This is a genomic window from Streptomyces griseomycini, assembly GCF_014203535.1.
GTDB lineage: Bacteria > Actinomycetota > Actinomycetes > Streptomycetales > Streptomycetaceae > Streptomyces > Streptomyces griseomycini.
The window spans coordinates 387,902-414,410 of the sequence record NZ_JACHJI010000008.1; the positions used below are offsets into that span (position 1 = coordinate 387,902).

General features: G+C 73.0%; 24 protein-coding genes and 2 pseudogenes. 9 read left to right on the plus strand and 17 right to left on the minus strand.

Going from position 1 to position 26,509, the window contains the following annotated elements; translation table 11 throughout:
- Nucleotides 1-95: 95 nt before the first annotated feature.
- Both FHS37_RS40590 and FHS37_RS24270 read left to right on the plus strand, forming a co-directional pair.
- Nucleotides 96-230, plus strand: a complete 135-nt coding sequence (locus FHS37_RS40590) for a hypothetical protein (RefSeq protein ID WP_268254578.1) — start codon at nucleotides 96-98, stop codon at nucleotides 228-230.
- Between the two features lie 174 nt (nucleotides 231-404).
- Nucleotides 405-1,463, plus strand: a complete 1,059-nt coding sequence (locus FHS37_RS24270) for a lytic polysaccharide monooxygenase auxiliary activity family 9 protein (RefSeq protein ID WP_184824756.1) — start codon at nucleotides 405-407, stop codon at nucleotides 1,461-1,463.
- A gap of 91 nt (nucleotides 1,464-1,554) precedes the next feature.
- On the opposite strand, the gene FHS37_RS24275 is transcribed toward FHS37_RS24270, so the two are convergent.
- Both FHS37_RS24275 and FHS37_RS24280 read right to left on the minus strand, forming a co-directional pair.
- Nucleotides 1,555-2,418, minus strand: a complete 864-nt coding sequence (locus FHS37_RS24275; RefSeq protein ID WP_184824758.1) for an esterase/lipase family protein — start codon at nucleotides 2,416-2,418, stop codon at nucleotides 1,555-1,557.
- A 175-nt stretch (nucleotides 2,419-2,593) separates the two neighbouring features.
- Nucleotides 2,594-3,040 (minus strand): MarR family winged helix-turn-helix transcriptional regulator, encoded by a 447-nt coding sequence (locus tag FHS37_RS24280; protein WP_184824760.1) that lies wholly within the window; start codon nucleotides 3,038-3,040, stop codon nucleotides 2,594-2,596.
- Nucleotides 3,041-3,134: 94 nt separating this feature from the next.
- On the opposite strand from FHS37_RS24280, the gene FHS37_RS24285 reads away from it, so the two are divergent.
- Nucleotides 3,135-3,509: a cupin domain-containing protein gene (locus FHS37_RS24285; protein ID WP_184824762.1), complete on the plus strand. Its 375-nt coding sequence runs from the start codon at nucleotides 3,135-3,137 to the stop codon at nucleotides 3,507-3,509.
- A gap of 271 nt (nucleotides 3,510-3,780) precedes the next feature.
- Here the strand turns inward: FHS37_RS24285 and FHS37_RS24290 are convergent, their stop codons facing one another.
- The 3 genes from FHS37_RS24290 to FHS37_RS24300 form a co-directional block, all read right to left on the minus strand.
- Nucleotides 3,781-4,863, minus strand: coding sequence for a S1 family peptidase (locus FHS37_RS24290; RefSeq protein WP_435883666.1), 1,083 nt, complete (start codon nucleotides 4,861-4,863; stop codon nucleotides 3,781-3,783).
- Nucleotides 4,864-5,287: 424 nt separating this feature from the next.
- Nucleotides 5,288-6,193: a S1 family peptidase gene (locus FHS37_RS24295; RefSeq protein WP_184824763.1), complete on the minus strand. Its 906-nt coding sequence runs from the start codon at nucleotides 6,191-6,193 to the stop codon at nucleotides 5,288-5,290.
- Nucleotides 6,194-6,513: 320 nt separating this feature from the next.
- On the minus strand, nucleotides 6,514-7,674 hold the full coding sequence (locus FHS37_RS24300; protein WP_184824765.1) for a DUF5685 family protein: 1,161 nt from the start codon (nucleotides 7,672-7,674) through the stop codon (nucleotides 6,514-6,516).
- Nucleotides 7,675-7,974: 300 nt separating this feature from the next.
- Here FHS37_RS24300 and FHS37_RS24305 point away from each other — a divergent pair, with 300 nt between their 5' ends.
- Nucleotides 7,975-8,412, plus strand: coding sequence for a cell division protein SepF (locus tag FHS37_RS24305; RefSeq protein ID WP_184824767.1), 438 nt, complete (start codon nucleotides 7,975-7,977; stop codon nucleotides 8,410-8,412).
- A gap of 52 nt (nucleotides 8,413-8,464) precedes the next feature.
- Here the strand turns inward: FHS37_RS24305 and FHS37_RS24310 are convergent, their stop codons facing one another.
- Both FHS37_RS24310 and FHS37_RS24315 read right to left on the minus strand, forming a co-directional pair.
- Nucleotides 8,465-9,655, minus strand: a complete 1,191-nt coding sequence (locus FHS37_RS24310; RefSeq protein WP_184824769.1) for an acyl-CoA dehydrogenase family protein — start codon at nucleotides 9,653-9,655, stop codon at nucleotides 8,465-8,467.
- A gap of 103 nt (nucleotides 9,656-9,758) precedes the next feature.
- Nucleotides 9,759-11,366, minus strand: a complete 1,608-nt coding sequence (locus FHS37_RS24315) for an MFS transporter (RefSeq protein WP_184824771.1) — start codon at nucleotides 11,364-11,366, stop codon at nucleotides 9,759-9,761.
- Nucleotides 11,367-11,630: 264 nt separating this feature from the next.
- Here FHS37_RS24315 and FHS37_RS24320 point away from each other — a divergent pair, with 264 nt between their 5' ends.
- Complete coding sequence (locus FHS37_RS24320; RefSeq protein WP_184824773.1) at nucleotides 11,631-12,914, plus strand: glycosyltransferase family 39 protein; 1,284 nt, start codon at nucleotides 11,631-11,633, stop codon at nucleotides 12,912-12,914.
- A 238-nt stretch (nucleotides 12,915-13,152) separates the two neighbouring features.
- Nucleotides 13,153-14,181, plus strand: a complete 1,029-nt coding sequence (locus tag FHS37_RS24325; protein ID WP_184824775.1) for a phosphatase PAP2 family protein — start codon at nucleotides 13,153-13,155, stop codon at nucleotides 14,179-14,181.
- Between the two features lie 70 nt (nucleotides 14,182-14,251).
- Here the strand turns inward: FHS37_RS24325 and FHS37_RS24330 are convergent, their stop codons facing one another.
- Complete coding sequence (locus FHS37_RS24330) at nucleotides 14,252-14,467, minus strand: I78 family peptidase inhibitor (protein WP_184824777.1); 216 nt, start codon at nucleotides 14,465-14,467, stop codon at nucleotides 14,252-14,254.
- 422 nt (nucleotides 14,468-14,889) lie between these two features.
- Between FHS37_RS24330 and ctaD the strand changes: the two are divergent.
- Nucleotides 14,890-16,452: pseudogene (gene ctaD / locus FHS37_RS24335) on the plus strand (aa3-type cytochrome oxidase subunit I); the annotation flags it as partial.
- Here the strand turns inward: ctaD and FHS37_RS40835 are convergent.
- The 4 genes and pseudogenes from FHS37_RS40835 to FHS37_RS24350 form a co-directional block, all read right to left on the minus strand.
- On the minus strand, nucleotides 16,451-17,491 hold the full coding sequence (locus FHS37_RS40835; RefSeq protein ID WP_308439456.1) for a helix-turn-helix transcriptional regulator: 1,041 nt from the start codon (nucleotides 17,489-17,491) through the stop codon (nucleotides 16,451-16,453). The pseudogene ctaD and the gene FHS37_RS40835 overlap by 2 nt on opposite strands.
- A 171-nt stretch (nucleotides 17,492-17,662) precedes the next feature.
- Nucleotides 17,663-18,049 (minus strand): annotated as a pseudogene (locus FHS37_RS40840) (ABC transporter substrate-binding protein); the annotation flags it as partial.
- Entirely contained in the window at nucleotides 18,018-18,584 is a 567-nt protein-coding gene (locus FHS37_RS24345) for an MTB12 C-terminal domain-containing protein (protein WP_184824781.1), read from the minus strand. The pseudogene FHS37_RS40840 and the gene FHS37_RS24345, both read right to left, overlap by 32 nt.
- Before the next feature lie 747 nt (nucleotides 18,585-19,331).
- On the minus strand, nucleotides 19,332-19,982 hold the full coding sequence (locus FHS37_RS24350) for a LysM peptidoglycan-binding domain-containing protein (RefSeq protein ID WP_184824783.1): 651 nt from the start codon (nucleotides 19,980-19,982) through the stop codon (nucleotides 19,332-19,334).
- A 541-nt stretch (nucleotides 19,983-20,523) separates the two neighbouring features.
- Here FHS37_RS24350 and FHS37_RS24355 point away from each other — a divergent pair.
- Together FHS37_RS24355 and FHS37_RS24360 are read left to right on the plus strand one after the other, a co-directional pair.
- Nucleotides 20,524-21,324: a DUF8842 C-terminal domain-containing protein gene (locus tag FHS37_RS24355; RefSeq protein WP_184824785.1), complete on the plus strand. Its 801-nt coding sequence runs from the start codon at nucleotides 20,524-20,526 to the stop codon at nucleotides 21,322-21,324.
- Between the two features lie 67 nt (nucleotides 21,325-21,391).
- Nucleotides 21,392-21,811 (plus strand): hypothetical protein, encoded by a 420-nt coding sequence (locus tag FHS37_RS24360; RefSeq protein ID WP_184824787.1) that lies wholly within the window; start codon nucleotides 21,392-21,394, stop codon nucleotides 21,809-21,811.
- Nucleotides 21,812-21,876: 65 nt separating this feature from the next.
- Here FHS37_RS24360 and der read toward each other — a convergent pair whose 3' ends face one another.
- The 5 genes from der to aroH all read right to left on the minus strand — a co-directional run bounded on the left by der (nucleotide 21,877) and on the right by aroH (nucleotide 26,354).
- Nucleotides 21,877-23,367 carry a ribosome biogenesis GTPase Der gene (gene der, locus FHS37_RS24365; protein WP_184824789.1) on the minus strand — a complete coding sequence of 497 codons (1,491 nt, stop codon included), beginning with the start codon at nucleotides 23,365-23,367 and terminating at the stop codon, nucleotides 21,877-21,879.
- A 76-nt stretch (nucleotides 23,368-23,443) separates the two neighbouring features.
- Nucleotides 23,444-24,091 (minus strand): lysophospholipid acyltransferase family protein, encoded by a 648-nt coding sequence (locus FHS37_RS24370; RefSeq protein WP_184824791.1) that lies wholly within the window; start codon nucleotides 24,089-24,091, stop codon nucleotides 23,444-23,446.
- Nucleotides 24,088-24,768, minus strand: coding sequence for a (d)CMP kinase (cmk, locus tag FHS37_RS24375; RefSeq protein WP_184824793.1), 681 nt, complete (start codon nucleotides 24,766-24,768; stop codon nucleotides 24,088-24,090). Before cmk ends, FHS37_RS24370 begins: the two co-directional genes overlap by 4 nt.
- 141 nt (nucleotides 24,769-24,909) lie before the next feature.
- Nucleotides 24,910-25,995, minus strand: a complete 1,086-nt coding sequence (locus tag FHS37_RS24380; RefSeq protein WP_184824795.1) for a prephenate dehydrogenase — start codon at nucleotides 25,993-25,995, stop codon at nucleotides 24,910-24,912.
- Nucleotides 25,992-26,354 carry a chorismate mutase gene (aroH, locus tag FHS37_RS24385; RefSeq protein WP_184824797.1) on the minus strand — a complete coding sequence of 121 codons (363 nt, stop codon included), beginning with the start codon at nucleotides 26,352-26,354 and terminating at the stop codon, nucleotides 25,992-25,994. The genes FHS37_RS24380 and aroH overlap by 4 nt, the downstream gene beginning before the upstream one ends.
- Nucleotides 26,355-26,509 lie beyond the last annotated feature (155 nt).

Below are 26,509 nucleotides of genomic sequence, written 5' to 3' on the forward strand. Positions count from 1 at the left end.
CGGCCACAGACAGACCGGGACCGATGAGGAACTCTCCCCCGAAAGGTCCGCCTCCGTGAGAACACGGAACCCGGTGGACCCTGAAGGAGGCAGCCATGCGCCGTGTCACCGTGCACAAGCCCCTGAAGAAGACGGACGCCCGCCAGGTCCGCGAGGAGGCCGACGAGCGCCCCGTGGGACGTCAGGAGGTCCGCGAGGACATCGCCCGCACCTGGTGGCCCGACGGCTGAACCGGCCGCGCGGCACGTACCTGATCCCAGTCTGAGCGCTCCCTTAACGCGGCCATAAGGATCTCCTCCCACGGCCTCCGCCAGGCGATTTCACGGTTCCTCGGGGCTAGCTTCTGAGTCACCCCCACGGGATCCCCCCGAGTCCAGTGAACGCTGTCGAGGAGTTGCTGCCCCATGCCCGCACGCCGCAAGGCCGCTGTCGCCGCCGTCGGTCTCGTTCCGCTCGCCCTGACCGGGCTGTCCGCCGCGCCGGCGTCCGCGCACGGCTCGATGGGCGACCCGGTCAGCCGGGTCTCGCAGTGCTACGCCGAGGGCCCGGAGAGCCCGCAGTCGGCGGCCTGCAAGGCGGCGGTCGCGGCCGGCGGGACCCAGGCGCTCTACGACTGGAACGGCATCCGCATCGGTGACGCGGGCGGACGCCACCAGGAGCTCATCCCCGACGGCAAGCTGTGCAGCGCGAACAACGAGCAGTTCAAGGGGCTCGACCTGGCCCGCGCGGACTGGCCGGCGACGAGCGTGAACAGCGGGTCGTACACCTTCAAGTACCGCGTGACCGCCCCGCACAAGGGCACCTTCAAGGTGTACATCACCAAGCCCGGTTACGACCCGGCGAAGCCGCTGGCCTGGAGCGACCTGGACCTGGCGAACCCGGTGGCGACGGCCACCGACCCGGCCGCCTCGGGCGGCTTCTACACCTTCGCCGGCACCCTCCCCGAGCGTTCCGGCAAGCAGCTGCTGTACGCGGTCTGGCAGCGCTCGGACAGCCCGGAGGCGTTCTACTCCTGCTCGGACGTCACGTTCGGCGGCGGCAGCGGGGGCGCGGCCGTCGGCGGGGACGGGGCCGGCGACGGAGGGGAGGCCGGCGACGGGGACACGCCCGGGGAGGAGACCGCCGGGGCCGCCCCGGCGCCGGCCGCCTCCGCTCCGACCGAGGAGCAGATCGAGGCCGGTGCCGAGAAGTCGACCATCGAGAACCACGGGCACGGCGACGACGACCCGGACACCACGGCGGAACCCGCCGCGGCGCAGGACGACACCGCCGCGGACGCCTCCGACGGCGACACCGCCAACCGGCCCAAGGCGGCCGGCGGCTCGGAGAACCTCGCGGAGACGGGCGGCGACGGCACCACCCCGTACCTGATGGTCGGCGGCGCCGCGGCGCTGGCACTGGGCTCGGCGGCGCTGTTCGCCTCCGCCCGGCGGCGCGCGGCGGGCGGACGGCACGGCCGCTGAACCGGCCCGGGGTCCTGTCCGGCGGCTCAGGCCGGACAGGACCCCGCCGTGTTCGCGCCGGCCTGCACGTGCCGGCCGTGGCCCGCACGTGTCAGCCGAACACCGAGGCGCAGGTGGTGGGCGTGGCGCGGGCCGGATCGAGGGCGTTGGCCACCTCGTGGAAGGCGATCCGGTCGAACAGCCCGATGGCCAGGTGCTCGGACAGGTCGAGCGGACACAGGTCCTGGAGCAGGACGTTGCGCACGCCCGGCCCGCTCAGGTACTGGCTGCGGTACGGGGTGACCACCTCGTCGTACTTCGTGGCGATGACGGTGTACCGGACGCCGGGCACGGTGTCGCCGCCCTCGTTGAGCCTCGTGAGGAAGCCGGAGCCGGCGACCTGCTGCGCGAGGGCGGGGGTGGCCTCGCTCAGCAGGTCCTCGGCGCCCGGGAAGTACGGCAGCAGACGGGTGAGGCCGCCGAGCGTGGTGCCGTGGTTGCTGGGCGCGATCCCGACGAGGGCGTTCACCTCGTCCGCGCCGCCGAGGAACCTGAGGTAGTGGCGGGGCATCACGCCGCCCTGCGAGTGGCCGACGAGATCGGCTTCGGCGGCGCCGGTCGCGGCGAGCACCCCGTCGACGAAGGCGTCGAGCTGTTCCGCGGACTTCTCGAGGGGGCCGAGGCCGTGGAAGAAGGGGACGCCGGGGAGCTGCCCGTAGTCGAGGGAGAAGACGCAGTAGCCGCGGCGCACGAGGTAGGGCGCGAGCCCCAGCCAGTTGTCGACCGAGTTGCCGAAGGTGCCGTGCACCAGGACGACGGGGCGGGGATGGGCGACGGAGGGCCTGCAGGAGTAGTCGTTCCAGCCCCTGGTGGGGACGTCGGAGGCGTGGGCGCCGGTGACGGTGGGGACGACGACGGTCACGGCGGCCAGCAGGAGTGCGGCCAGCGGTCTGATCACTCGCTTCCAGGGCAGCATCGGGTGATCTCCTTGCGGTTCAAGGGGAGGTGGGGAGGTCTTGCTCCCGGTGATCCGGATCACGAGGATGCTGTTCACCCGTCAAGTTACGGACGAGTAGGGAAGCTGGGAAGTTACGCGTCGGTAAAAATTCCCGGCATCACCCGGCGAAGGCCCGTTCGGACCTGACAGGGCGTCACCAGGCGGGGCGAACCGGCCCTTCGGGGGCGATGCGCAGCAACGCCTCCCGCAGCCCGCGCACTTCCGCCTCCCCGAGCACGTCACTCCAGGCGCCCACGGCTTCCGCGGCCGCCTCGTCCGCCGCCCGGGTGCAGGCCCACCCCGGTCCGGTCAGGACGACCAGGCGGGCCCGCGCGTCCTTCGGGTGCGGGCGCCGCTCGACGTATCCCTTGCGGACCAGCTCGTCGACGAGCTGACTCGCCGCCTGTTTGGTCACCCCGAGGTGGACCGCGAGGTCGGTGACCGTCGCACCGTCCGGGGCGAGCCGGGCGAAGGCGAAGCCGTGCGCGGGCCGCAGCCCCTCGAAACCGCGGGCGACCACGCCCTCGTGGATGCGCTGGACGAGCTCACCGGCGGCGGCGAGCAGGGCGGCGGACAGGGCCATGGCCTCGGAGTTCTGCACGGGGGCATTGAAGCACCCTTGACGAACCGGTCAAACAGCTTGACCATAAAGTCAAGTAGCTTGACCATCAATTCGCTCCTGCCGGAGGTCCGCCGTGCCCGTCGTCCGCCCGTCCGAAGCCGTCGTCCACGAGATGCACGGTGTCCGCTTCGTCTCGTACGCCGCCCCGTCGACCGGCAGCAGGGAGCTGTGCGCCTGGCGGGGCGAGATCCCCGCCGGCACCAGGGCGCCCGCGCACACCGTCAACCGGGAGGAGATCTTCCACCTGCTCGACGGCGAGCTGCTGATCACCCTCGACGGCACCGCCCACCGCGTCACCGCCGGCGACACGGTGATCGTCCCTCCCGGTGCGACCCTCGCCGTGGAGAACCCGACCGCCGAGCCGGCGGTCTCCTGGGTCACCACCTCCCGCGGCCTGGAGGCGACACTGGCCGACGGCACGCGCGTCGTGCCGCCGTGGGCCGGCTGAACTCCGGAAGGGCCTCGTTCGGCCGGCGCGTCCGGGGTCACGCCGCAGACCGCTCCGCGCACGCATGCGCACCGTCCGCTCGGCCCCGTCCCGTCTGCGCGGCCCCGTCCCGTCTGCGCGGACATCCGGCCCCTGGACCACGGGGGATGACGCGGACCACCGGCGACGAGGACGGCGCGGATCCCGACGGGAGCGGACGGGCGGGATCCCCCGCGACGCGGAAGTCCCGCCCCTCACGCACCGGGGCGGGACTTCCGCGGGAGGCCGCTGCTCAGCCGATCTGCGTGCCGGTCGCCGAGAGGGCCTCCGTCACCGGCTGGAAGAAGGTCGTGCCGCCCGAGGTGCAGTCGCCGCTGCCGCCGGAGGTGAGGCCGACCGCGCTGCTGCCCGAGAAGAGCGAGCCGCCGCTGTCGCCGGGCTCGGCGCAGACGTCGGTCTGGATCAGGCCGTTGACGATGTCGCCGTTGCCGTAGTTCACGGTGGCGTCCAGGCCGGTGACCGTGCCGGAGTGCACCTGGGTCGTGGAGCCGCTGCGGGTGACCTGCATGCCGACGGTGGCCTCGGCGGCGCCGGAGATCGCCTGCGTGGAGCCGTCGTAGAGGTTCACCTCGCTCGGGTGGGCCACGTCGGCGGTGTACTTGACCAGGCCGTAATCGTCGCCCGGAAAGCTGGACGCGGCGTTCTCACCGATCACGTCGCCCGAGGAGTCCGACCAGGTGGAGATCCCCTCGGTGCAGTGCCCCGCGGTGAGGAAGTGCGGCTCGCCGCCCTTGGTCACGTTGAAGCCGAGCGAGCAGCGCCCGCCGCCGCCGGTGATGGCGTCGCCGCCCGCGACGAAGGGCTTGAACTCCCCCTTGGTGCGCTGGAGCTCGGCGGTGGGACCGAGCTCGTCGACGACCTTCTCCAGCTCGGCCCACTCGGCCTTCGAGACCGTGCGGTCCGCGGTGACGACGACCTTGTTGGTGGTCGGGTCGGTCACCCAGGAGGTGCCCGGAATGGTGGCGTCCTGCTCGAGGGTGGTGCGCGCGCTCTTCAGCTCGGCGAGGGAGTTCGCCACGACTCTCGCCTCGGCGCCGGCCGACTCGACGGTCTCCGCGGCGGCTTCGTCGAGCACGTTCACCACGAGGCTCTTGCTCTTCGCGTCGTAGTACGTTCCCGCCGCGTCGGCGCCGAGGTCCTCGGCGAGCGTCGAGGCGAGCTTTCCGGCCGCCGTGACCGAGAGGGTCCGGGGCGCGGAGTCCGTCGGGGTCTCGCTGGCGTTCGCAGTCTGGAAGGTGACTCCGGCGGCGACCAGCGCGGCGACACCCGCACCAGCCATCACGGCACGCCGCTTGGGTATGCGTCGGTGCTTCAACTCGCGTCCTCCTGTGGGGGGACGGCCCGGGAGGTTGTGGGGACCCCACGAGCCGGAAGGCGTACGGCCACGAGGGCGGCGCACGAGAAAAGCCGCGCCCGTGCCGGTGGAACGGCGCCTACTCTTCCGAACCCCGCGGGGAGCACACAAGGTCGACTTCAGGACGCGCGTACGGCGACGACCGTGCGCCCCCTATGTCCTGACAGGTCATGGACACGTAGGGCGGTTCGCACTGCAAACGTTACGAGCGGGTAACCGGCGGTACGGTCCGCAGGGACCGCCCTTGGCTTGAATTCGCCCCCGGCTGCGGAGTCCGCTCATGGGCGAGCCCCCGCACGGCGGTTGCGTGCGGGGGCTCGTCGTGCTGCCGGCTGCAGGTGGGACGGAAGGGACCGGTGGCGCGGACCGGTCCCGGTGCCCGGTCCTAGTAGAGGCTGACGCCGTAGGCGCTCAGGGCCTCCGTCACCGGCTGGAAGAAGGTCGTTCCGCCCGTGCGGCAGTTGCCGCTGCCGCCGGAGGTCAGACCGTACGCGGTGCCGTTGCTGCCGTAGAGCGAACCGCCGGAGTCGCCGGGCTCGGCGCAGACCGTGGTCTGGATGAGGCCGGAGACGACGTCGCCGCCGCCGTAGTTGACGGTCGCGTTGAGGGCGGTGACCCGGCCGCTGTGCGTGCCCGTGGTGGAACCGTCACGGATGACGGTGGTGCCCACGCTCGGGGTGGCCGCGCGGGTGATGTCCACGCCGTTCGCGGTGCCGGGCCGGCTGACGGAACCGGTGTAGCGCACGATGCCGTAGTCGTTGCCCGGGAAGCTGGTGCCGGCGGTCGAGCCGAGCACCGTGGTGCGGCTGGAGTTGCCGTACCAGGTTCCCGCGCCCTCGGTGCAGTGACCGGCGGTCAGGAAGTACTCGGCCCCGCTGCTGGAGCGGACGTTGAAGCCGAGGGAGCAGCGCCCGCTGCTCGAGTAGATGGCGTCGCCGCCCTGGATGAGCTTGCTGAACTTGCCCGGGGTGCGCTTGACGGTGATCGCGTCGGCGTCGTCCCCGGCCTGCTGCTTGATCTTGTTGATCTCGGCCTGGGAGACCGTGCTGTCGACGGTGACGACGACCCGGTTGGTCTTGCTGTCGACGGCCCAGGCGGTGCCCGGGACGTCGGCCTTCAGCACGTCGCTGCTGACGCCCTTGAGCTCGGCGGAGCTGAAGGTGGTGGGAGTGTCGGCCGCGTTCGCGCTGGGGATCGCGATCGCGGCGGCGGCCACGAGACCGGTGGAGACGGCGATCAGCCGGGTACGTCTCGAGATGCCGCTGCGGGGGGTGGTGCGCTCGATCCTCACTTCTCGTTCCTCCACAAAGGAAGTAGGGGGCCCTCGTGGGGTTGTGGGCCCGTGAGGCGCAGTCAGGGGACCGGGCGCCCGGATTCCGAACACGCCGTGCCCCTGACAAGCGCTGTGGGCGAGTATTCGACCGACCGACCGTTCGGCGCAAGGGTGCCTTTTGGCCGTCAACCTTTGAACCTTCTATGAGATTTGGTCCGCGCGCGGGACCGAGTTACCAGTGGTCACACTCATGTGACGACCAGTCGAACACGCCCGTGGTGTCCGGAACTAACCCCTCCGGATGGCCGGTGCCCGGCTGCCCGCGCGCGGTGCCCGGCTCAGCAGCCGCAGTCGCAGCCGCAGTCGCAGTCACCGTCCTCGCCGCAGCAGCTGCAGCAGTTGCTGCAGCAGTTGCAGCAGTCACCGCACCCGCTGCAGTCGCAGTTGGCGCACGTCCCCTCCTTGCGCTCCCCGCTCCAGGGGTCCTCGTAGGTGCCGCAGCACAACTGGCACGTACAGGCCAGTCCCAGCCACACGGCACAGCCCGCGAGCAGCCCGCGCCGGTCACGGCGCGGCGGCCCGGGAGGCAGCGGGGAGCCGGGGGTGCCGGGCGCGCCGGGAGGTGCGTAGGGACCGGATCCGTGGGCACAGGAGACGGTACCGAAGGCGCGGTGGACGGAGTTGGGCAGTTCGTGGACGAGCAACCGGTGAGCGAGACCCCCGTCGGTGAACTCCACCTCGCGCAGCGCGAGCCGGATACCGTGCACCGCGTCGTCGGCGAGCCGGCGGGCCTCCTCCAGCGGGGTGCCGGTGGCGGTGAGCGGGTTCCAGGCGCCCGACGCGGCGTCGGCCTCCCTGTCCTCCACGGCGTCCAGGAGATGCGCGAGGCGCCCGAAGAGGCGCCCCGCCTCGGCGAGCGGTGCGGCGTTGTGCGGCCGTCCGGCGAGCACCGCGGTGTGCGCGAAGGCCGCCGCGGTCGCGGTCTCGGTCGGTTCGGTGACGGTGAGGAGGGGGGTGCCGGGGCCGGCGAGGGTCTCGAGACCGGTCTGCCGGTCCACGGCGTCGACGAGGACGGCGGTGTCGAATCCGACGTCCGAACCGGTCCGCGCCCCGGCCCGGTCCCAGCCGGCGGCGACCCGGCGCGCGGCGAGCGCCACCGGCCTGCGCGCCAGCAGCCCGTCCCCGTCGGCGACGTGGTCGCGCAGCTTGGCGGAGGCGAGCACCAGGGAGACGGCCGCCGCGAGCCGCGCGCCCTCGCCGTGCGCGACGGACGCGGTGCGCATCCCGCGCAGCGGGCACGGCCCCGCGGTGCGCCGTCCCGCGCCGGTGTGACCGGCCTGAGCCTCCGTCAGGACGGATATGAGGAGCCCGTCGTAGTTGGTGACGACGCGCGCGAACTGCCCGTGGTCCCCGCGCAGCGCGAGGCACAGCCCGCACAGGTGCGCCATCCACTGGGCCGTGAGCTTCTCACCGAGCCGGTGCCTGCAGGGTCTGACCATCCCGAACACGACGTTCCCCCGTACGGTTGTGCGATGTTGAGCGGGCGCATCGTACCGACCGCCGCGTTCACCCGTACGCACCGCCCGTCACCCGTACGCAGCGAAGAATCATATTTCACTCACAGTCAGCAGCCGTTTACACCAGGACCCTTGGGACACACGGGCTCTCGACGGATCTGCTGTGCACCAGTACCGTCACAAACCCCCCGCGCGGCGACTATCCACTTGGCGCGCCATCCGCATCATGGACGACCATAGGGGTGCGGAAAGCAAGAAAGACCGCTGTGAGAGGAGGCGTCCATGGGATCGGTACGCAAGGCGAGTGCCTGGCTCGGCCTCGTCGACGACAACGAGGACGAGCGTTACTACGACGACGACTACTCCGACGGGACCGAGCCCGGGGAGGCCTGGGTCACCGACCCACGGGTCAAGGTGGCCGCGGACGTCGCCGAGGAGAGGGGCCGCCGCATCGGCACGGTCACCCCGGACAGCTTCCGGGACGCCCGCGCCGTCGGCGAGCTGTTCCGCGACGGGGTTCCCGTCATCATGAACCTCACCGCCATGGACGCCGCCGACGCCAAGCGCGTCGTCGACTTCGCGGCGGGCCTGATCTTCGGCCTGCGCGGTTCCATCGAGCGGGTGTCCAACCGGGTGTTCCTGCTGAGCCCGGCCGACACCGAAGTGGTCAGCGGGGAGCCGGCCGCGCACCGGTCGGACGGTTTCTTCAACCAGAGCTGAGGCGGGGCCGCTCACCGGCCCCGCCTCCCCGTGAGGTCCCGGTCGGCCGGAACTACCGGAACGCGTCGATTCCGGTGAGCGCCTTGCCCAGCACGAGCTGGTGCATCTCGACGGTGCCCTCATAGGTGAGCACCGATTCCAGGTTGGTCGCGTGCCGCATCACCGGGTACTCGAGCGAGATCCCGTTGGCACCGAGGACGGTGCGGGCCGTGCGGCAGATGTCGATGGCCTCGCGAACGTTGTTGAGCTTGCCGAAGCTGACCTGCTCGGGACGCAGGCGGCCGGCGTCCATGCGCCGCCCCAGGTGGTGGGCGAGCAGAATCCCCTTGTGCAGTTCGACCGCCATGTCGGCGAGCTTGGCCTGCGTCAGCTGGAACCCGCCGATGGGCCGCCCGAACTGCTCCCGCGTCTTCGCGTAGTCGACGGCGGCCTCGAAGCAACTGCGCGCCGCGCCCATGGCGCCCCAGACGATCCCGTACCGGGCGTGCGAGAGACAGCTGAGCGGGCCCCTGAGTCCGGTCGCCCCGGGCAGGACGGCGTCGGCGGGCAGCCGTACGTCGTCGAGGACCAGCTCGCTGGTGACGGAGGCGCGCAGCGACCACTTGTGCTTGATCTCGGGCGCCGAGAACCCCGCGCTGTCGGTCGGCACGACGAACCCGCGGATCCCGTCGTCGGTCCGCGCCCACACCACGGCGACCCCGGCCACGGACCCGTTGGTGATCCACATCTTGCGTCCGCTCAGCACCCAGTCGCCCCCGTCGCGCTTGGCGTAGGTGCGCATCGAGGCGGGGTCGGAGCCGATGTCGGGTTCGGTGAGCCCGAAGCAGCCGATGACCTCGCCGGAGGCCATCCGCGGCAGCCACCGCTGCTTCTGCTCCTCGCTGCCGAAGCGGTGGACGGCGTACATCGCGAGGGACCCCTGCACGGAGACCAGGGACCGGATCCCGGAGTCGGCCGCCTCCAGCTCCAGACAGGCGAGCCCGTACTGGACGGCGCTCGCGCCCGCGCAGCCGTAGCCGTCGAGGGACATGCCGAGCGCGCCGATCCCGCCGAGCTCCCGGGCCAGCTCCCGGACGCCGGGCAGCTCGCCCTTCTCGTACCAGTCGGCGACGTACGGCAGCACGCGGTCGGCGGCCCAGGCGCGCACCGTGTCCCGGACGGCCAGGTCCTCCGGCTCCAGGAGGTCGTCGAGGCCGAGGGGGTCGGCGGGGTCGAAGGGGGGCAGCTTCGCGGACGCGGACATGGGAGACCCTCCGGGACACTTTTACCTAGCGCTGCTAGTCGCGGCTCGGGCCGACGTTACGACGCGGCCCCGCACACGTCCACCCCGGTCCGGCGGACGCGGCTCAGACCTTCAGCCCGGAGGCGCGGGACTCCACCGCCTCCCGGGGCGCGGGCACCTCCACGGCCGTCTCGCACTGCATCGCCCGCGGCAGCCTGAGCGCCATCGCGGCGCCGACCAGCAGCAGGCCCGCGCTGACCAGCAGGGTCACGTGCAGTCCGTGCACGAAGGCGTGGCGCGCCGCGTGGCGCAGGGCCGCCCCGGCGGGCCCGCCGAGCCGGTCGGCCACCTCGTACGCCTCGCCCAGCGAGTGCGACGCCGCCGAGGACGCCGCCGCGGGCACCCCGGGCACGCCGGCGGTGCCGGGCGCGTAGGCCGCGTTCATCACGCTGCCGAGGAGCGCGATCCCTATCCCGGCGCCCAGCTGGTACGAGGTCTCGCCGATCGCCGCCGCCCCGCCGGCCTGCTGCGGCGGCGCCTCGCTCAGCATCGACTCGTAGGCCCCGAACAGGGTGGTCTCCAGTCCGAAGCCCAGCAGGACGAAGCCGGCGAGCAGCAGCGGGGCGTTGTCCTCGCCGCCCATCGCGGTCAGGGACACCACCGCGGCGGCCGTCAGGCAGAAGCCGGAGCAGACCATGCGGCGCGGGCCGAACCGGCGCAGCATCCGCGCGCCCGCGAGGCCCGCCGCCATCGCCGCGAAGGTCAGCGGCAGCAGCCGCAGTCCGGTCTCGAGCGGGGAGAGTCCCAGCACGAGCTGCAGGTACTGGGCGGCGATGAGCTCGAGCCCGACCAGGGCGAGCATCGCCAGCACGATGCACCCCACCGACGTGCTGAACGCCGGTCGCGCGAACGTCCGCAGGTCGATCAGCGGGTGCGCCCGGCGCCGCTGCCGACGGACGAAGACCACCAGCAGCGCGGCGCCCGCGAGGAGCGGCAGCACGGTCCCCACGCTGCCGACGGGTGCGCCGCCGCCGAGCCGCTTCACGCCGAGGACCGCCGCGAACAGTCCGACGGCGGCCAGCAGCGCGCCGACCACGTCCCAGGGGCCGTTGCCGTCGCCCTTCGACTCCGGCAGCAGGATCCGCCCCACCGGCAGGCTGACCAGCATCAACGGGATGTTGACCAGGAAGACCGAGCCCCACCAGAAGTGCTCCAGCAGGAACCCGCCGAGCAGCGGTCCGACCGCCGCGCCCACCGCGGCGACCGCGCTCCAGACGCCGATGGCCAGCGCCCGTTCGCGCCGGTCCGGGAAGACCTGGCGCAGGATGGACAGTGTCGCGGGCATGATCATCGCGCCGCCGACGCCGAGCAGCGCCCGCGCCGCGATCAGCACCTGGGGGGTGTCCGCGAGGGCCGCCGCGCCGGAGGCGACGCCGAACAGGGCGTAGCCGAGCAGGAGCACGCGTCTGCGGCCGACCCGGTCGCCCAGCGTGCCGAACAGGATCAGCAGCGAGGCGCAGACCAGCGGATAGGCGTCGACGATCCAGAGCAGCTCCATCGCGCCGGGCCTGAGGTCCTCGGTGACGGCGGGGACCGCCACGTGCAGCACGGTGGCGTCGACGGCGACCAGCAGCAGGCTGACGCAGAGGACGACGAGCACCACCCAGCGGTTGGCACCGGCCCCGGTCCCCCGACCGCGTGGTGCGGCGGAGGCCGTGGTCGTCCCGGACATGTGCGTACCTCCCAGATGTTCCCTCGCCGCCGGCGGGCTCACGGGGTGGGGGACTCCCCCCGCGACTCGGCCGGAGAGGAGCGGTGGTCTCCGGCCCGCGCATCGGACGGCGAGTGACACGTCAGAGTACGCGAGGGAACGCCCGGGTCGAGTGGCGGGCCTCTCACCCGGGCGGCGGATCGGTGTGGCGTGCGCCACTCCCCTCCGGGGCGCGCCCCGCCCCGCCGGGCGGGCCGGTGCGGCACCCGGTCGATAATCGAGCCCGTGACCGATCTTGACACGCGCGCCGCACCGGCCCGCCTCGGAGCGCTGCGCCGGGCCGCCCCGGCACTCCTCGGGTACGCGGCCGTGCGCGCCCTGGGCCTGGCCGTCCTGGCCCTGTGGAGCGCGGCGCGCGGCAAGGACGCGTACACCTTGCTGACCGCCCGCTGGGACGCGCTCTGGTACACGCGGGTGGCCGAACTCGGATACGGCTACGAGGTGCGGCTCCCGAACGGCGACGTGCACTCCAACCTGGCGTTCTTCCCCCTGCTCCCCTGGCTGGAACGGCTGGTGGCGGCGGTCTCCCCGCTGTCGTACGCCGACGGGGGCTTCGTCGTCGCCCTGCTCGCCTCGCTCGCCGCGGCCTGGGGGATCTTCGCGGTGGCCGACCACGTGTACGGGCCGCGGGCCGGGGTGTGCGCGGTGCTGCTGTGGGCGGTGCTGCCGGTCGGGATCGTGCAGTCGATGGCGTACAGCGAGTCCCTGTTCACCGCGCTCGCCGCGTGGTCGCTGTACGCCGTGCTGACGGGCCGCTGGGTGACGGCGGGTGTCCTGGCGGGCCTGGCCGGGCTGACCCGGCCGGTGGGGCTGGCGGTGGTCGCGGCGGTCTGGGCGGCGGGGATCGTCTCGTTCGTGCGGGATCGCAGCACGCCCGCGCCGCACGGCGCGCGCACCGGGCCGGGCGCTCCCGACGGCACGGAGCTCCGGCGCGCCGCGCCACCGGACGGCGCACGCGCCTCCTCGGGCGCCGCGACCCGTACCGGTGCCGACGGCGCCGCCGCGCCGGCCCGCCCGCGCCGGGTCCTCGGCATGCTCCTCGCCCCCCTCGGCGCCGCCGGTTACGTTCTGTGGGTCGGGCACCGGACCGGGAACGGGCCGCTGGGATACCTCGACGTGCAGGCCGGATGGCGGAACGGGTTCGACGGGGGGTACGCCTTCGCCCGCTTCGTCGCCGAGAAGTTCACGTCGTTCCCGTCCGCCCCGGCGGGGCTCGGGCTGACGCTCGGGGTCGGCCTGGTGGTGTGGCTGTACGTGATCTGCGTACGGCAGCGCCAGCCGCTGCCGCTGCTGGTGTACGCCGGGGTCGTCACCGCGCTCGCCCTGTGCGCGTCGGGTTACTTCGGCTCCAAGCCGCGTCTGCTGCTGCCCGCCTTCCCCCTGCTGCTGCCCCTCGCCCTGGCCCTGGCCCGGCTGCGCACCTCCCGGTCGGCACCGGTCGTGGGGGTGGTCGCGGTGGTCTCGGCGGTGTACGGCGCCTTCTGGCTGAACGGCTCCGGCCCGCCCTGAGCCGCCCGGACGGCCGATGAGCACCGGGAAAATTCCGCACCAGGCCCCGGTGAACGAATTCAAAAGCGCAATAAAACCGTCACCCCGAATGATCAAAGGAATTGAAGGCCGCAGCGCCCGGCAGATTGCGGATTCGCTGGAAATAAACGCTCGCCTGAGAGGAATGCCACATCACATCGTCATCACAAAGCCGCTGATTCGGCGGGAATCTGCGCTCACTCGCTGTAACGTCGATTGGGTGCGTACCGAACGGAAGCCCACCCGTCTGGACCGGGTGTTCGCGAGGCTGGATCGTGAGCCGGAACGACCGGCTCACATCGGCGTGCCGCGGATGAGCCGGCACCGGATGGTGCTCTTCGGCGCCACCCTGGCCTTCTACCTGGCGATCGTGTGGGCCGTGGTGATCACCTCCTGGCTGGTCCGGCTGGACTGGCGGGTGATGTTCTTCCGCCCCTACCAGCAGTGGCCCGAGCTCCACGCCTTCGTCGACTACTACGTGGTGCTCGGCCAGCGCGGCCCGACCGCCGTGATGGTCGCGGCCTGGCTGGGCTGGCGTTCCTGGCGGCAGCACACGCTGCGTCCGCTGCTCGCCCTCGGGGTCTCCCTGCTGTTGCTGAACGTCACCGTCGGCGCCGCGAAGTACGGCATGGGACGGCTCGGACCGCACTACGCGACCGAGATCGGCTCGAACGAGATGTGGCTCGGCGGCGATATATTTCCCAGCGGCCACACCGCGAACGCCGTGGTGACCTGGGGAATCCTGGCCTATCTGGCCTCCACCGGGAGGGCGCGCCGCTGGCTGTCCGCCCTGTCCGCGGTGACCTCGCTCGGCGTGGGGCTGTCCACCGTCTACATCGGCACGCACTGGCTGAGCGACGTGCTGCTGGGCTGGGCCGCGGGCCTGCTGATCCTGCTCGCGCTGCCCTGGTTCGAGCCGCTGATCGCCCGCGCCGAGAGCCGGATCTTCGCCCTGCGCGACCGCTGGCGGGCACGTCGCGGGCGTACGGCACCGGCGGCGGTCCGGCCGGTCGGGGCGCCGGTCGCGCCGGGACCGCCCGCCGGCCTCGGGGAGACCCCGGCCCCCGACCCGGTCCCCACCGGCGAACCGGTCCCCACGGGCCGCGCGGCCGCCCGCCCACACGCCTACCTGGCACCGGGCCCGCACACGACCCGCGCGGAGCGCACCCCGGTCACCCCGGGGGGCAGCCGCCGCCCGCAGCACTCGGAGCGTCACCCGCGCGGCACCACGTCGGCGACCCGTCCCTGACGGGCGGCACGACCGTCCGGTGCGCGCGCATCGGCCCCGGTTCCCCGCGGAACCGGGTCCGATGCGCGTCTCAGCCCTTCCAGGCCCGCGCCACCCGGCCGTCCCTCACCTCGAAGTTCAGCCGTCCCACGCGGTACTCCATGGTGATGATCGCGCCCGGCGGCAGCGCCCGCACCGTCGACCAGCCGCGCTCGCGCGCGAGGTGCTCGGCCCGGTCGGCGGCGAGGCCGACATAGGCGTCCGGACTGTCCTGGGGTTCCGCGGAGGGCGTCGGAAAGGGTGCCATGCGGTCACGCTATGCCCTGCCCGGTGAGCGGGGAAGTCCGCGCCGGGAACACCGGGCCGGATCCCCCGGCGGTCACACTTCTGTCACAAGATCACGACAGGCGTTCGCGCCGGCACCCTCACCCGGACGGGCGATTCCGTACGCCTTCCGCAGGTATTCGAACGCAATTCCCGCGTGTCACGCCACGGCCGCGATGGCCCCCGGCGGAAAGTTCCGGGGGAGATATCCCCGGGACCCCCATTCGCTTTCACCGCCGCGCATGCCCACGGACGCCGACGCACACGGAAAACACCCGGATCCGTCACACGATCCGCCACGCCCTCTGTCGGAACGCACGCAGGGCGAGCATCATGGCGTGGGCCCGGGGGTACGTGTGGCGCGGGCTCGGGCGGGCCCGCGCGCGACGAGCGAAGGGGCGAGCGATGGGGACGCAGACCGTGCAGGCGGCGCGACCGGCGCACCGACGCGGGCGGGTGGTGATCGACTGGCTGACCACCACCGACCACAAGAAGATCGGCCACCTGTACCTGATCACGTCGTTCGTGTTCTTCCTGATCGCCGGCGTGATGGCCCTGGTGATGCGCGCCGAACTGGCCCGGCCCGGTCTGCAGCTCGTCGACAACCAGCAGTTCAACCAGATGTTCACGCTGCACGGCACGATCATGCTGCTGCTGTTCGCGACCCCCAGCTTCGCGGGGTTCGCCAACGAGCTGATGCCCCTGCAGATCGGCGCGCCCGACGTGGCCTTCCCGCGGCTGAACATGTTCTCGTACTGGCTGTTCCTCTTCGGCGGTCTGATCGTGCTCGGTTCGCTGCTGGTGACCGGGGGGCCGGCGGCCTTCGGCTGGTTCGCCTACGCGCCGCTGAACAGCGTGCAGTACTCGCCCGGCCTCGGCCCGGACCTGTGGATCATGGGTCTGGCCCTGTCCGGGTTCGGCACCATCCTCGGCGCGGTCAACTTCATCGCCACCATCGTCGGGATGCGCGCCCCCGGCATGACGATGTTCCGGATGCCGCTGTTCACCTGGAACACGCTGTTCACGTCGATCCTGATCCTGATGGCGTTCCCGGTGCTCGCGGCGGCGCTGCTGGTGCTGGAGGCGGACCGGCGGTTCGGCTCGCACGTGTTCGACGCCGGCAACGGCGGGGCGATCCTGTGGCAGCACCTGTTCTGGTTCTTCGGGCATCCCGAGGTCTACATCATCGCGCTGCCGTTCTTCGGCATCATCACGGAGATCATCCCGGTCTTCAGCCGCAAGCCGCTGTTCGGCTACCTGACGCTGGTCGGCGCCACCATGGCCATCACCGGGCTGTCGGTCGTGGTGTGGGCGCACCACATGTTCGCCACCGGCGCGGTGCTGCTGCCGTTCTTCTCCTTCATGAGCTTCCTGATCGCGGTGCCGACGGGGGTGAAGTTCTTCAACTGGACCGGCACCATGCTCAAGGGCTCGCTGTCCTTCGAGACACCGATGCTGTGGGCCACCGGGTTCCTGGTGTCGTTCCTGTTCGGCGGGCTGACCGGGGTGATCCTGGCGTCGCCGCCGCTGGACTTCCACGTCACGGACTCGTACTTCGTGGTCGGGCACTTCCACTACGTGGTCTTCGGCACCGTCGTCTTCGCGACCTTCGCCGGGTTCTACTTCTGGTGGCCGAAGTTCACCGGGAAGATGCTCGACGAACGGCTCGGCAAGATCCAGTTCTGGACGCTGTTCGTCGGCTTCCACACCACGTTCCTGGTGCAGCACTGGCTCGGCGTCGAGGGCATGCCGCGCCGCTACGCGGACTACCTCGCGGCGGACGGCTTCACCGCGCTCAACACCGTCTCGACCATCGGCTCGTTCCTGCTGGGCGTCTCGACGCTGCCGTTCCTCTACAACGTCTGGAAGACCGCCAGGTACGGCGAGAAGGTCGGGGTCGACGACCCGTGGGGGTTCGGCCGCTCCCTGGAGTGGGCGACCTCGTGCCCGCCGCCCCGGCACAACTTCACGACGCTGCCCCGGGTCCGTTCGGAGTCGCCGGCGTTCGACATGAACCATCCGGAGTACGCGGCCGTGACGCCCCAGCCCGAGCCAAGGCGCGAGCAAGCCGGTCGTGAGCCGTCCTGAGCGCGTCGGTCAGCTCGACCGGTTCCAGCACCTCGAACTCGAAACCGAGCAGCATCACGTGGACGACCATCACGTCGAGGCTCGCGGCGCCGGTGCGCAGGAGGCAGCTCTCCGGTCCCTCCGCCTCGAGCACGCCCGCGGAGGGCGAGATCCGCTCGGCGGCCTCCTCGACGGGCACCAGCAGCCGGACCACGGCGTGCGAGGCGTACACGCGCGTGGAGACGCCCTGGGAGACGTAGGCCGCCAGGTCCTCCGCGGGCGGCTCGCGGGGCACGAAGCGCGGCCCGTGCGGCGGCCTGGGGGTGACGCGGTCGGCGCGGAAGGTGCGCCAGTCCCCGCGGTCGAGGTCCCAGGCGACCAGGTACCAGCGGTGTTCGGAGCAGACCAGGCGGTGCGGCTCCACCGTGCGGCGGGTCACCGTGCCGTCGTGACCGCGGTACTCGAAGCGCAGCCGCTCGGCGTCCCGGCACAGGTGGGCCAGCTCGGTCAGCACGGCCGGGTCGACGGCGTCGGCACGCGGCCCGCGCAGCATCGGCACGGTGAAGGCGTTCAGGGCGCCCACGCGGCGGCGCAGCCGGTTCGGCAGCACCTGCTCCAGCTTGGCCAGCGCCCGTACGGAGGTCTCGCCGATGCCCTCGACGCCCTGGCCGGCGGCGGTGCGCAGCCCCACCGCGACGGCCACGGCCTCGTCGTCGTCCAGCAGCAGCGGCGGCAGCTCGGCGCCCGCCCCCAGCTGGTAGCCGCCGCCGGTGCCGGGGCTGGCGTGGACGGGGTAGCCGAGCTCGCGCAGCCGGTCCACGTCGCGGCGGACGGTACGGGCGCTGACCCCGAGCCGTTCGGCGAGATCGGCGCCGGACCACTCGCGGTGGGCCTGGAGCAGGGACAGCAGGCGCAGCAGACGTGCCGAGGTCTCCAACATGGGGCGAGTCTGCCACCCGTTGCGGACGGCTCCTGTCCGCGAGGGGTCGGGGTTCGTACGCCGGCTGCGGCACCTCGAGGCAGGTGCGGGTAGGTGTCGCAGGCGGTGCCGACGGGCCGGCCGCCGATGTCGGCACGCCCGCGCGGGAGACGCGGGAGGCGCCCGCGTAGCCCAGGACGGTGTGGCGACCAGGGCGGCGGCCTCCTCCTCGTCGACGATCTCGTGCACGCACTCGTTGGTGCCGACGCCGCTGCCGCCGCCGTCGCACGGGCGCACCTCGACGCGGCGGCCGTCGACGCCCCCGCGGGCGTCGAGCCGGTCGGACCGGGCCCGGGCGCCGTCGCGCGGGCCGGTGGAGGCGCCGCCGCCGACCGGGCTGGTGGCGCTGGTGACGACGCCCACGCGGACCGGCTCGGCCGTGCCCCGGGCGGTCGCGGGCGCGCGGTCGCCGCGCTCGAAGTCGCTCTCGGGCAGGCGGCTGCCGCAGGCGGCGGTCAGGGCGAGCAGCGCGGCCGCGACGAACGCCTCAGCAGCCCGGGAGGGCCGGGGCCGAGCCATCGCCGCTCAGTCGCGCCAGCGCGCACAGGGACCTGGCGGACACCTTCCAGGTGCCGTCCTCCTCGACGGCGGTCCCGGAGGCGTCCGGGAGGACGGTGGCGCCCCTGAGGGTCAGGGCGAACGTCACGTCCGCCTCGGTCGGCGAGGTGAACGTGACGTCGGTGACCTTCGCCTCGACCTGCCGGATGCGCTCGTCCCCGCTGAACGCCTCGAGCACGGGGCCCAGCATCCGGCCGTTCTCCAGGAGGGCCTTCTTCTCGTCCAGGGAGGTCTGGGGGGCGAAGAACTTCTCCCAGTTCCGCCGGATCTCCTGTTCGGCCGCCGCCCGGTCCGCGGGCGCGCTGGCCGGTGCGCTCGCCGTCCGGTCCGCCGGCGGTGCGGGGGGCGGGCTGTCGCCACCGCCGTCCCCGCACGCCGCGAGGGCCGGGGCGAGGAACAGGAGCAGGGCGGCCGTGACCGCCGTGCCCCGTCCCGCCGCCCGCCGTGGGCCACGGCCCCTCGCGTTCCTCCGCCTGAGGTCGCTGCCGAGAACCATCTGGTCACCACCGGGTGTCGGGCCGGGCCGTCGGCGCCCGGTGCTCTCAGGGTCGGCTCGCAGGGGGCATAGTGCAACTCACAGGCAGAGTGGGACATGACGGACATCCACCGGCACAGGCACCCACCCCGACGTGTGGGAGCCACGGCGCGGACAGCCCGACTGCGGACCGCGCACCCCGTCCTCCGGGCCGGCCGGGCCGCGCTCGCCGCCACTCGCGTGGAGGAGCCGTACGGCCTGCCGGTGGCGGCGGAACCCGCCGACGCGGACGGGGCCGGACGGTCGGCCGGCGCGCCGGCCGCGGTCAGCGGGGAGCTGCTGAGGGTGCCGGGCGGGACGCTGTGGCACCGCGTGGGCCGCCCGCTGGTCGCGGGGAAGGCGGAGGCGGTCCCGGTGGACGCGGGACCGGTGGCGGACGGCGGTCTGCGGCCCTGCCCGATCTGCGAACCCGCCGAAGCGGCCGGCGGCTGGAGCCCCGTCGACGTCCTCCCTGACGTACGACCTCACGCTCGCCGGACCGTCGGTGGGCGCCGCCGCGGCGCTCTCCGGGATCGGCCTGATCGTGACGTACCGGGCCGCCGGGGCGCTCGGCCTCGCGCACGGGGCGATCGCGGTGGTGTGCGCCGGGGAGGCGGGCGAACTCGGCCGTCCCGGTCGCCCCGCGGGCCACGCGTGCCCCCCGGAACGCCCAGGGCCCCGTCCGGTCGGCCGACCGGACGGGGCCCGTGCCCGGGCGAGGGGGGCGGCTCAGAGATCGAGGCGCAGCCCGGGCACGATCACGTCGGGGTCGGCCCCGACGGTGCTCTTGTTGACGGCGTACAGGTGCTGCCAGGTGGTGCCGTGCCGGGCGGCGACACCGCTCAGCGTGTCGCCCGCGCGGACGGTGTAGTCGCCGCGGGACGCGTCCCGGTCCACGTGCCCGGCCGAACGCGCCGGTCCCTTCGCGGGCCTCGACGCCTTCGCCGGTTCCGACGCCTTCGACGGGGTCTCCTCCGCGGTCACCGGGTCCGCGGCGGGTGCGCTCCCGGACGCCCCCGCGCGTGCCGAGCAGGTCGGCCAGGCGCCCCACCCCTGGGCCCGCTGGACCTTCGTGGCGACCGCGATCTGCTGGGACTTGGTGGCCCGGTCGGCCGTCGGCGCGTAGGCCGTGCCGCCGTAGGCCCGCCAGGTGGAGGCGGAGAACTGGAGTCCGCCGTAGTAGCCGTTGCCGGTGTTGATGTGCCAGTCGCCGCCGCTCTCGCACTGTGCGATGCGGTCCCACACCCCGCCGTCCGCCGCCGTGGCGCTGCCGGTGACGGTCAGCAGTCCGAGCGGCGCGAGCAGGGCGGCGCCGGCCAGGACCGCCGACGCACGGGTCTTGCGAGCGGAGTCGCGGGTGTTATCGGCACATGCGGACATGTAGGTCCTTCCCGAAGGACTCGGGGTCCCCCGAGGCGGAACGCCGCTCGGCGCGCCATGGGGCGCGGGAGCCGCGCTCGCCCCGTCCGCCTTCGGGTCGTGCGGTGGTGCTGCTGCGGTGCGGTCGGCGGACGTACCCGAGCGGTGCTCGTTGCACACGGCGGAGGAATGTAGGGAGCCTCCGGCGTCCGGTTCAACCAACTCCTCGTCGTGCCAGGCCAGTTCGCCATTACCCCGGGTATCGGCGACTTCCGGCCACCCACTTCATTCCTTGATTTCCGGATTTGTCGACCAGTCCGCCCGATGAGCTGTGAGCCACTTCACCCCGTCAACGTCCTTGACGCCGCGAGCAGTTGACGCTGAGTGTCCGGTTCCGGACCGGACGTGACCGTGTGCGCTGGATGGTTCGATTCCGTTCGCTCCGAGGCGTGACTCCCGCCACAGGTCCTCCGTTGTCTTCTGCATGAGCCGGGGACCCACCCGGACCACGGGCCGGGAGCCACCCGGCCTCGCCACGCACCGCATCCCGAGGGAGCCACCCGTGCCGCGCATGCTCGACGTCAGCGACGAGGTACGCGCCGAGATCGGCGACGAAGAAGCCGACCGCCTGCTCGCCGGAGATTCCACCCCGGGCGGTTACGACTGCACCTCCTGCCGCACCCCGGGCGACCCGGAGCAGGAGCGCACCAGCACCGTCCTGTTCATCGGGGACGAGACCGCCGTCCTCGCCTTCGCCCACGCCACCTGCCTGCCCTCGCAGGTCGTCCAGGTCACCGAGGAGCAACTCCGGGGCGCCGTGCGGGCCATCGGCGGCGACACCGCGGGACCGGGAGCGGCCCCGGGAACGGGACCGGGGAAGGTCGCGCCCGAACAGGCCGTGCTCGGTGTGACCAGCGGACTGGTCCTGGTCGCCGGGGAACTGCACCCGGCGCTGGTCGTGGAGCCGACCGCGCCGGTCGCGCGGCCCGGATCGCCCGGTGCGGGCGACGACTTCCTGCCGCTGCTCATCGAGCAGGGCTTCATGCCGCTGACCGAACTGTCGGCCGTGCCGACGGTGCTGCACGGCTGGTCGGTGCTGCTCGCCGCGGGACAGCTGCACGCCGTGCTCCAGCCGGACCCGAACGGCGGCCGGCCGGTGGCCTGGTGGCAGGCGCACCAGCCGCTCCAGGTCACCGAGGGCTGGCGGTCGGCCGCCGGCAAGCACCAGCAGGTGCTGATGTTCGCGGCCCCGGTCGGTTCGATCGGCCGCCAGCCGCGCGAGGACCTGCTGCGCGACGCGCTGGACAAGGCCGCCGCCGACGGGAAGCTGGTCGCCGCGGCCCTGCCGCTCGCCGGCATCTGACCGAACACAACCGGCGAAAGCCGCACAGGGGCCGCATCCCTTGCGTCACGGGGTCGTTTGGACATACGTGCACGCATACGACGTTCCCCGCCGCCAGTCCCTCGCCTCGGTCCCCGCCCCCGGGCGTCCGGCTCAGGTCTCCCGGAGCGGCCTCTCGGCCACGCCGATCTACGACGCCCTCTACACCGAGTACGTCAGGTCCTTCCGCGCGCTGCCGGGCGACCGCAGCGGCGAGGAGGACCTGGGCTTCACCGCCTTCGGGAACATCCCGCACGGTACGGGCCCGTACGGCGGCCACAGCCCGGGGGCGTCCGTCGGCTCCTCCGGGAGCGGCGCGTACGGCGCCTACGGCGCGGGGGCGGGCAGCACCCGTCAGGGCACCGGGCAGCAGCCGCAGTGGCAGCGCGTCGGATCGGTCGGCCGGCACGCGACCGGGATGCGGCACGTGCCGGCCGGGCTGCCGCCGGCTCCGCGCAGGGGTGCCTGACCGGGCACGGCGGACAGCGGAAGGGGCGGCCCCCGAGCGGGGCCGCCCCTTCGCCGTGTCCTCGGCTACTTCTTCCTGCCGCGCTTCTCGCGCACCCGCACCGAGATGTGGATCGGCGTCCCCTCGAAGCCGAACTCCTCGCGCAGCCGGCGCTCGATGAAGCGCCGGTAGCCCGCCTCGATGAAGCCGGAGGCGAACAGCACGAACCGCGGCGGCTTGGTGCCCGCCTGGGTGCCGAACAGGATGCGCGGCTGCTTGCCGCCCCGCACGGGGTGCGGGTGGGCGGCGACCAGCTCGCCGAGGAAGGCGTTCAGCCGGCCCGTCGGGACCCGGGTCTCCCAGCCCTCCAGGGCCGTCTCGATGGCCGGGACCAGCTTCTCCATGTGCCGGCCGGTGCGCGCCGAGACGTTCACCCGGGGCGCCCACGCCACCTGGCCGAGCTCGGTCTCGATCTCGCGCTCCAGGTAGTAGCGGCGCTCCTCGTCGAGGGTGTCCCACTTGTTGTACGCGAGGACGAGCGCGCGGCCCGCCTCCACCGCCATGGTGACGATGCGCTGGTCCTGCACCGAGATGGACTCGGCGGCGTCGATCAGGACGACGGCCACCTCGGCCTTCTCCACTGCGGCGGCGGTGCGCAGCGAGGCGTAGTAGTCGGCGCCCTGCTGGAGGTGGACGCGCTTGCGGATGCCCGCCGTGTCGACGAACTTCCAGGTCTTGCCGCCCAGTTCGATCATCTCGTCGACCGGGTCGCGGGTGGTGCCGGCGAGTTCGTTGACGACGACGCGCTCCTCGCCGGCGACCTTGTTCAGCAGCGAGGACTTGCCGACGTTCGGGCGGCCGATCAGGGCGACCCGGCGCGGGCCGCCGACGGCGGTGCCGAAGGTCTGCGCCGGGGCCTGCGGCAGGACCTCCAGGACCTGGTCCAGCATGTCGCCGGTGCCGCGGCCGTGCAGGGCGGAGACCGGGTACGGCTCGCCCAGGCCCAGGGACCACAGGTAGGCGGCGTCGGCCTCGCCGCTCGGGCCGTCCACCTTGTTGGCGCACAGCACGACCGGCTTGCCGGCCTTGCGCAGCAGCCGCACGACCGCCTCGTCGGTGTCGGTCGCGCCGACCTTGGCGTCGACGACGAAGACCACCGCGTCGGCGGCCTCGATCGCGTACTCGGCCTGCGCGGCCACGGAGGCGTCGATGCCGAGGACGTCCTGTTCCCAGCCGCCGGTGTCGACGACCTTGAAGCGGCGGCCCGCCCACTCGGCCTCGTAGGTGACGCGGTCGCGGGTGACGCCCGGCTTGTCCTCGACGACCGCCTCGCGGCGGCCGATGATCCGGTTCACCAGGGTCGACTTGCCGACATTGGGCCGGCCGACGACGGCGAGCACGGGCAGCGGACCGTGTCCGGCGGCCTCGATCGCGCCCTCGACGTCCTCGAGGTCGAAGCCCTCCTCCGCGGCGAGCTCCATGAACTCCGCGTACTCGGCGTCGCCGAGAGCCCCGTGGTCGTGCTCGTGCGCGCCCTCGTACGCGTCCGAGCCGTCGGGCTGGATGTGGTCGTTCATGAAGTCCGTACCTCGTCGTTCATCGTGGTGGTCGGTGGAGCACCGGACATACGGTGATCCACTACTCAAGTGTCGCTCAGCGCCCGGTGAGGCGCCTGGCGTTTTCCAGGTGCGCGGTGAGCTGCTTCTGGATGCGCTCGGTCGCCTCGTCCAGCGCCTTGCGGGTCCGTCGGCCGCTGCCGTCGCCCGCCTCGAAGGCGTCGCCGAAGACGACGTCGACGCGGGAGCGCAGCGGGGGCAGTCCCTTCATCAACCGCCCGCGCCGCTCGGAACTTCCCAGCACGGCCACCGGCACGATCGGCGCTCCGCTGCGGACGGCGAAGTACGCGAGCCCCGCGCGGATCGAGGCGAAGTCGCCCTCGCCGCGGGTGCCCTCGGGGAAGATGCCGAGGACGCCGCCCTGCTCCAGCACGCCCAGCGCCCGGGAGATCGCGGTGCGGTCGGTGCCGTGCCGGTCCACCTTCAGCTGGCCGATGCCGGTCAGGAACGGGTCGAGCGGGCCGACGAACGCCTCCTTCTTGATCAGGAAGTGCGTCGGCCGGGGCGCCACGCCCATGACCATCGGGCCGTCGATGTTGTGGGAGTGGTTGACGGCGAGGATCACCGGGCCGGCCGCGGGCACCCGCCAGGCGCCCAGCACGCGCGGCTTCCACAGCCCGTACATCAGGCCGACGCCGATGCGCCGCCCGACCTCGGCGCCCCGCGCCGATGGGACGTCGGTCACTTCCCGGCCCGCTTCTCCTCGACGAGGGTGACGACGCACTCGATGACCTGCTGGAGCGTGAGGTCGGTGGTGTCCACCTCGACCGCGTCGTCCGCCTTGGCCAGCGGGGAGGTCTTGCGGCTGGAGTCGGCCGCGTCCCGCTTGATCAGGGCCTCGCGGGTGGCGTGGACGTCGGCGCCCTTGAGCTCCCCGCTGCGGCGGGCGGCCCGCGCCTCCGGGGAGGCGGTGAGGAAGATCTTGAGGTGGGCGTCGGGCAGCACGGTGGTGCCGATGTCGCGGCCCTCGACGACGATGCCGGTGACGGCCGAGGCGGCGATCGTGCGCTGCAGCTCGGTGATCCGGGCGCGCACCTCGGGCACCGCGCTGACCGCGCTGACCTTCGAGGTGACGTCCTGCTCGCGGATCGGGCCGGCCACGTCCACGCCGTCGACCGTGATGGTCGGGCCCTTCGGGTCGGTGCCGGAGACGATCTCCGGCTTGCCGGCGACGGCGGCGATCGCGGAGGGGTCGTCTATGTCGATGCCGTTGTTCACCATCCACCAGGTGATCGCCCGGTACTGGGCGCCGGTGTCCAGGTAGCTCAGGCCGAGCTGCGCCGCCACGGCCTTCGACGTGCTCGACTTGCCCGTGCCGGAGGGGCCGTCGATGGCGACAATCACTGGCGTGGCGCTTTCCACAGTGGGGACCTTCCTGGACCTGGCTGACGGTGGGGGGGCGGGGCGCTGCCGCCCCGCACAAGGTTACTGGGTGCGCGTCCCCCGATCGGCCCATCCCGGGCCCGGGCCCCGCGGCCGTACCGCGCGTCCCGGGACCCGGCACTACTGCCGGATCGCCCAGCCCCGCTCCCGCAGCGCCGCCGTGAGGACGGGTGCCGCCTTGGGCTCGACCATGAGCTGCACCAGGCCGGCCTGCTGCCCGGTGGCGTGCTCGATCCGCACGTCCTCGACGTTGACCCCGGCCCGCCCCGCGTCCGCGAAGATCCGGGCCAGCTGCCCCGGCTGGTCGTCGATGAGCACCGCCACCGTCTCGTAGACCCGCGGCGCGGACCCGTGCTTGCCGGGGACGCGGACCTGACCGGCGTTGCCGCGGCGCAGCACGTCCTCGATCCCCGTGCCGCCCTCGCGGCGCTTGTCCTCGTCGGAGGACTGCAGCGCGCGCAGCGCCCGCACGGTCTCCTCCAGATCGGCGGCGAGGTCCCCGAGCAGGTCGGCGACCGGCCCGGGGTTCGCGGACAGGATGTCGATCCACATCCGGGGGTCGGAGGCGGCGATCCGGGTCACGTCCCGGATGCCCTGCCCGCACAGCCGTACGGCGGCCTCCTCCGCGTGCTCCAGGCGGGCGGCGACCATGCTGGACACCAGGTGGGGCATGTGGGAGACGAGTGCCACGGCGCGGTCGTGCGCGTCGGCGTCCATGACGACGGGCACGGCGCGGCAGTGCGAGACCAGTTCCAGGACGAGGTTCAGCACCTCGGTGTCGGTGTCCCGGGTGGGGGTCAGCACCCAGGGGCGGCCCTCGAAGAGGTCGCCGGTGGCGGCCAGCGGACCGGACTTCTCACGTCCGGACATGGGGTGCGTGCCGATGTAGCACGACAGGTCCAGGCCGCGCGCCTCGAGCTCGCGGCGCGGTCCGCCCTTGACGCTGGCGACGTCGACGTAGCCGCGGGCCAGACCGCGCCCCATCGCGTCGGCGAGCACGCCGGCCACGTGGGCGGGCGGGGCGGCGACGATCACCAGGTCCACCGGCCCGTCGGGGGCCTCGTCCGTGCCGGCGCCGAGCGCGGCGGCCGTACGGGCCTGCTCCGGATCACGGTCGGAGAGGTGGACGGTGACGCCCCGCCGGGACAGGGCGAGGGCGGCGGACGTGCCGATGAGTCCGGTGCCGAGGACGAGTGCGGTTCTCACTGGGCGATGTCCTTGCGCAGGGCGGCCGCGGCGCCGAGGTAGACGTGCGCGATGTCGGCGCGGGGCCGGTCGGACTCGATGTGCGCGAGGACGCGGACCACGCGGGGCATGGCGCCCTCGACGTCCAGTTCCTGGGCGCAGATCAGGGGCACGTCGACGATGCCGAGCCTGCGGGCGGCGGCCGCCGGGAAGTCGCTGTGCAGGTCGGGCGTGGCCGTGAACCAGATGCTGATCAGGTCGTCGGCGGTCAGCCCGTTGCGCTCCAGGACGGCGGTGAGCAGCGCGCCGACCTGCTCCTCCATGTGACCGGCCTCGTCCCGTTCCAACTGGACGGCGCCCCGGACCGCTCGTACCGCCACGACGATGCTCCTTGCTGACGTGCGCTCTGTGCTGTTCGGTCGTCCAGCCTAGCCAGGCCGCGCGCGTCCGGTGCCCGGCGCCCGCCCGCTGAGACGGGTGATGTGCGCGTTTCGGGGCGCTTGGTGGTGAATTGCTTCTCCTTCGGCGCATTCGG

Excerpts from the sequence above, each read along its gene's own strand:
- FHS37_RS40835 (WP_308439456.1), bottom strand. The coding sequence starts at position 17,491 with ATGTTGGAGACCTCGGCACGTCTGCTGCGCCTGCTGTCCCTGCTCCAG.
- FHS37_RS24350 (WP_184824783.1), bottom strand. The coding sequence starts at position 19,982 with ATGTCCGCATGTGCCGATAACACCCGCGACTCCGCTCGCAAGACCCGT.
- FHS37_RS24270 (WP_184824756.1), top strand. The coding sequence starts at position 405 with ATGCCCGCACGCCGCAAGGCCGCTGTCGCCGCCGTCGGTCTCGTTCCG.
- FHS37_RS24345 (WP_184824781.1), bottom strand. The coding sequence starts at position 18,584 with ATGGTTCTCGGCAGCGACCTCAGGCGGAGGAACGCGAGGGGCCGTGGC.
- FHS37_RS40590 (WP_268254578.1), top strand. The coding sequence starts at position 96 with ATGCGCCGTGTCACCGTGCACAAGCCCCTGAAGAAGACGGACGCCCGC.
- der (WP_184824789.1), bottom strand. The coding sequence starts at position 23,367 with ATGAACGACCACATCCAGCCCGACGGCTCGGACGCGTACGAGGGCGCG.
- FHS37_RS24330 (WP_184824777.1), bottom strand. The coding sequence starts at position 14,467 with ATGGCACCCTTTCCGACGCCCTCCGCGGAACCCCAGGACAGTCCGGAC.
- FHS37_RS24305 (WP_184824767.1), top strand. The coding sequence starts at position 7,975 with ATGGGATCGGTACGCAAGGCGAGTGCCTGGCTCGGCCTCGTCGACGAC.
- FHS37_RS24310 (WP_184824769.1), bottom strand. The coding sequence starts at position 9,655 with ATGTCCGCGTCCGCGAAGCTGCCCCCCTTCGACCCCGCCGACCCCCTC.
- FHS37_RS24275 (WP_184824758.1), bottom strand. The coding sequence starts at position 2,418 with ATGCTGCCCTGGAAGCGAGTGATCAGACCGCTGGCCGCACTCCTGCTG.
- FHS37_RS24300 (WP_184824765.1), bottom strand. The coding sequence starts at position 7,674 with ATGGTCAGACCCTGCAGGCACCGGCTCGGTGAGAAGCTCACGGCCCAG.
- FHS37_RS24315 (WP_184824771.1), bottom strand. The coding sequence starts at position 11,366 with ATGTCCGGGACGACCACGGCCTCCGCCGCACCACGCGGTCGGGGGACC.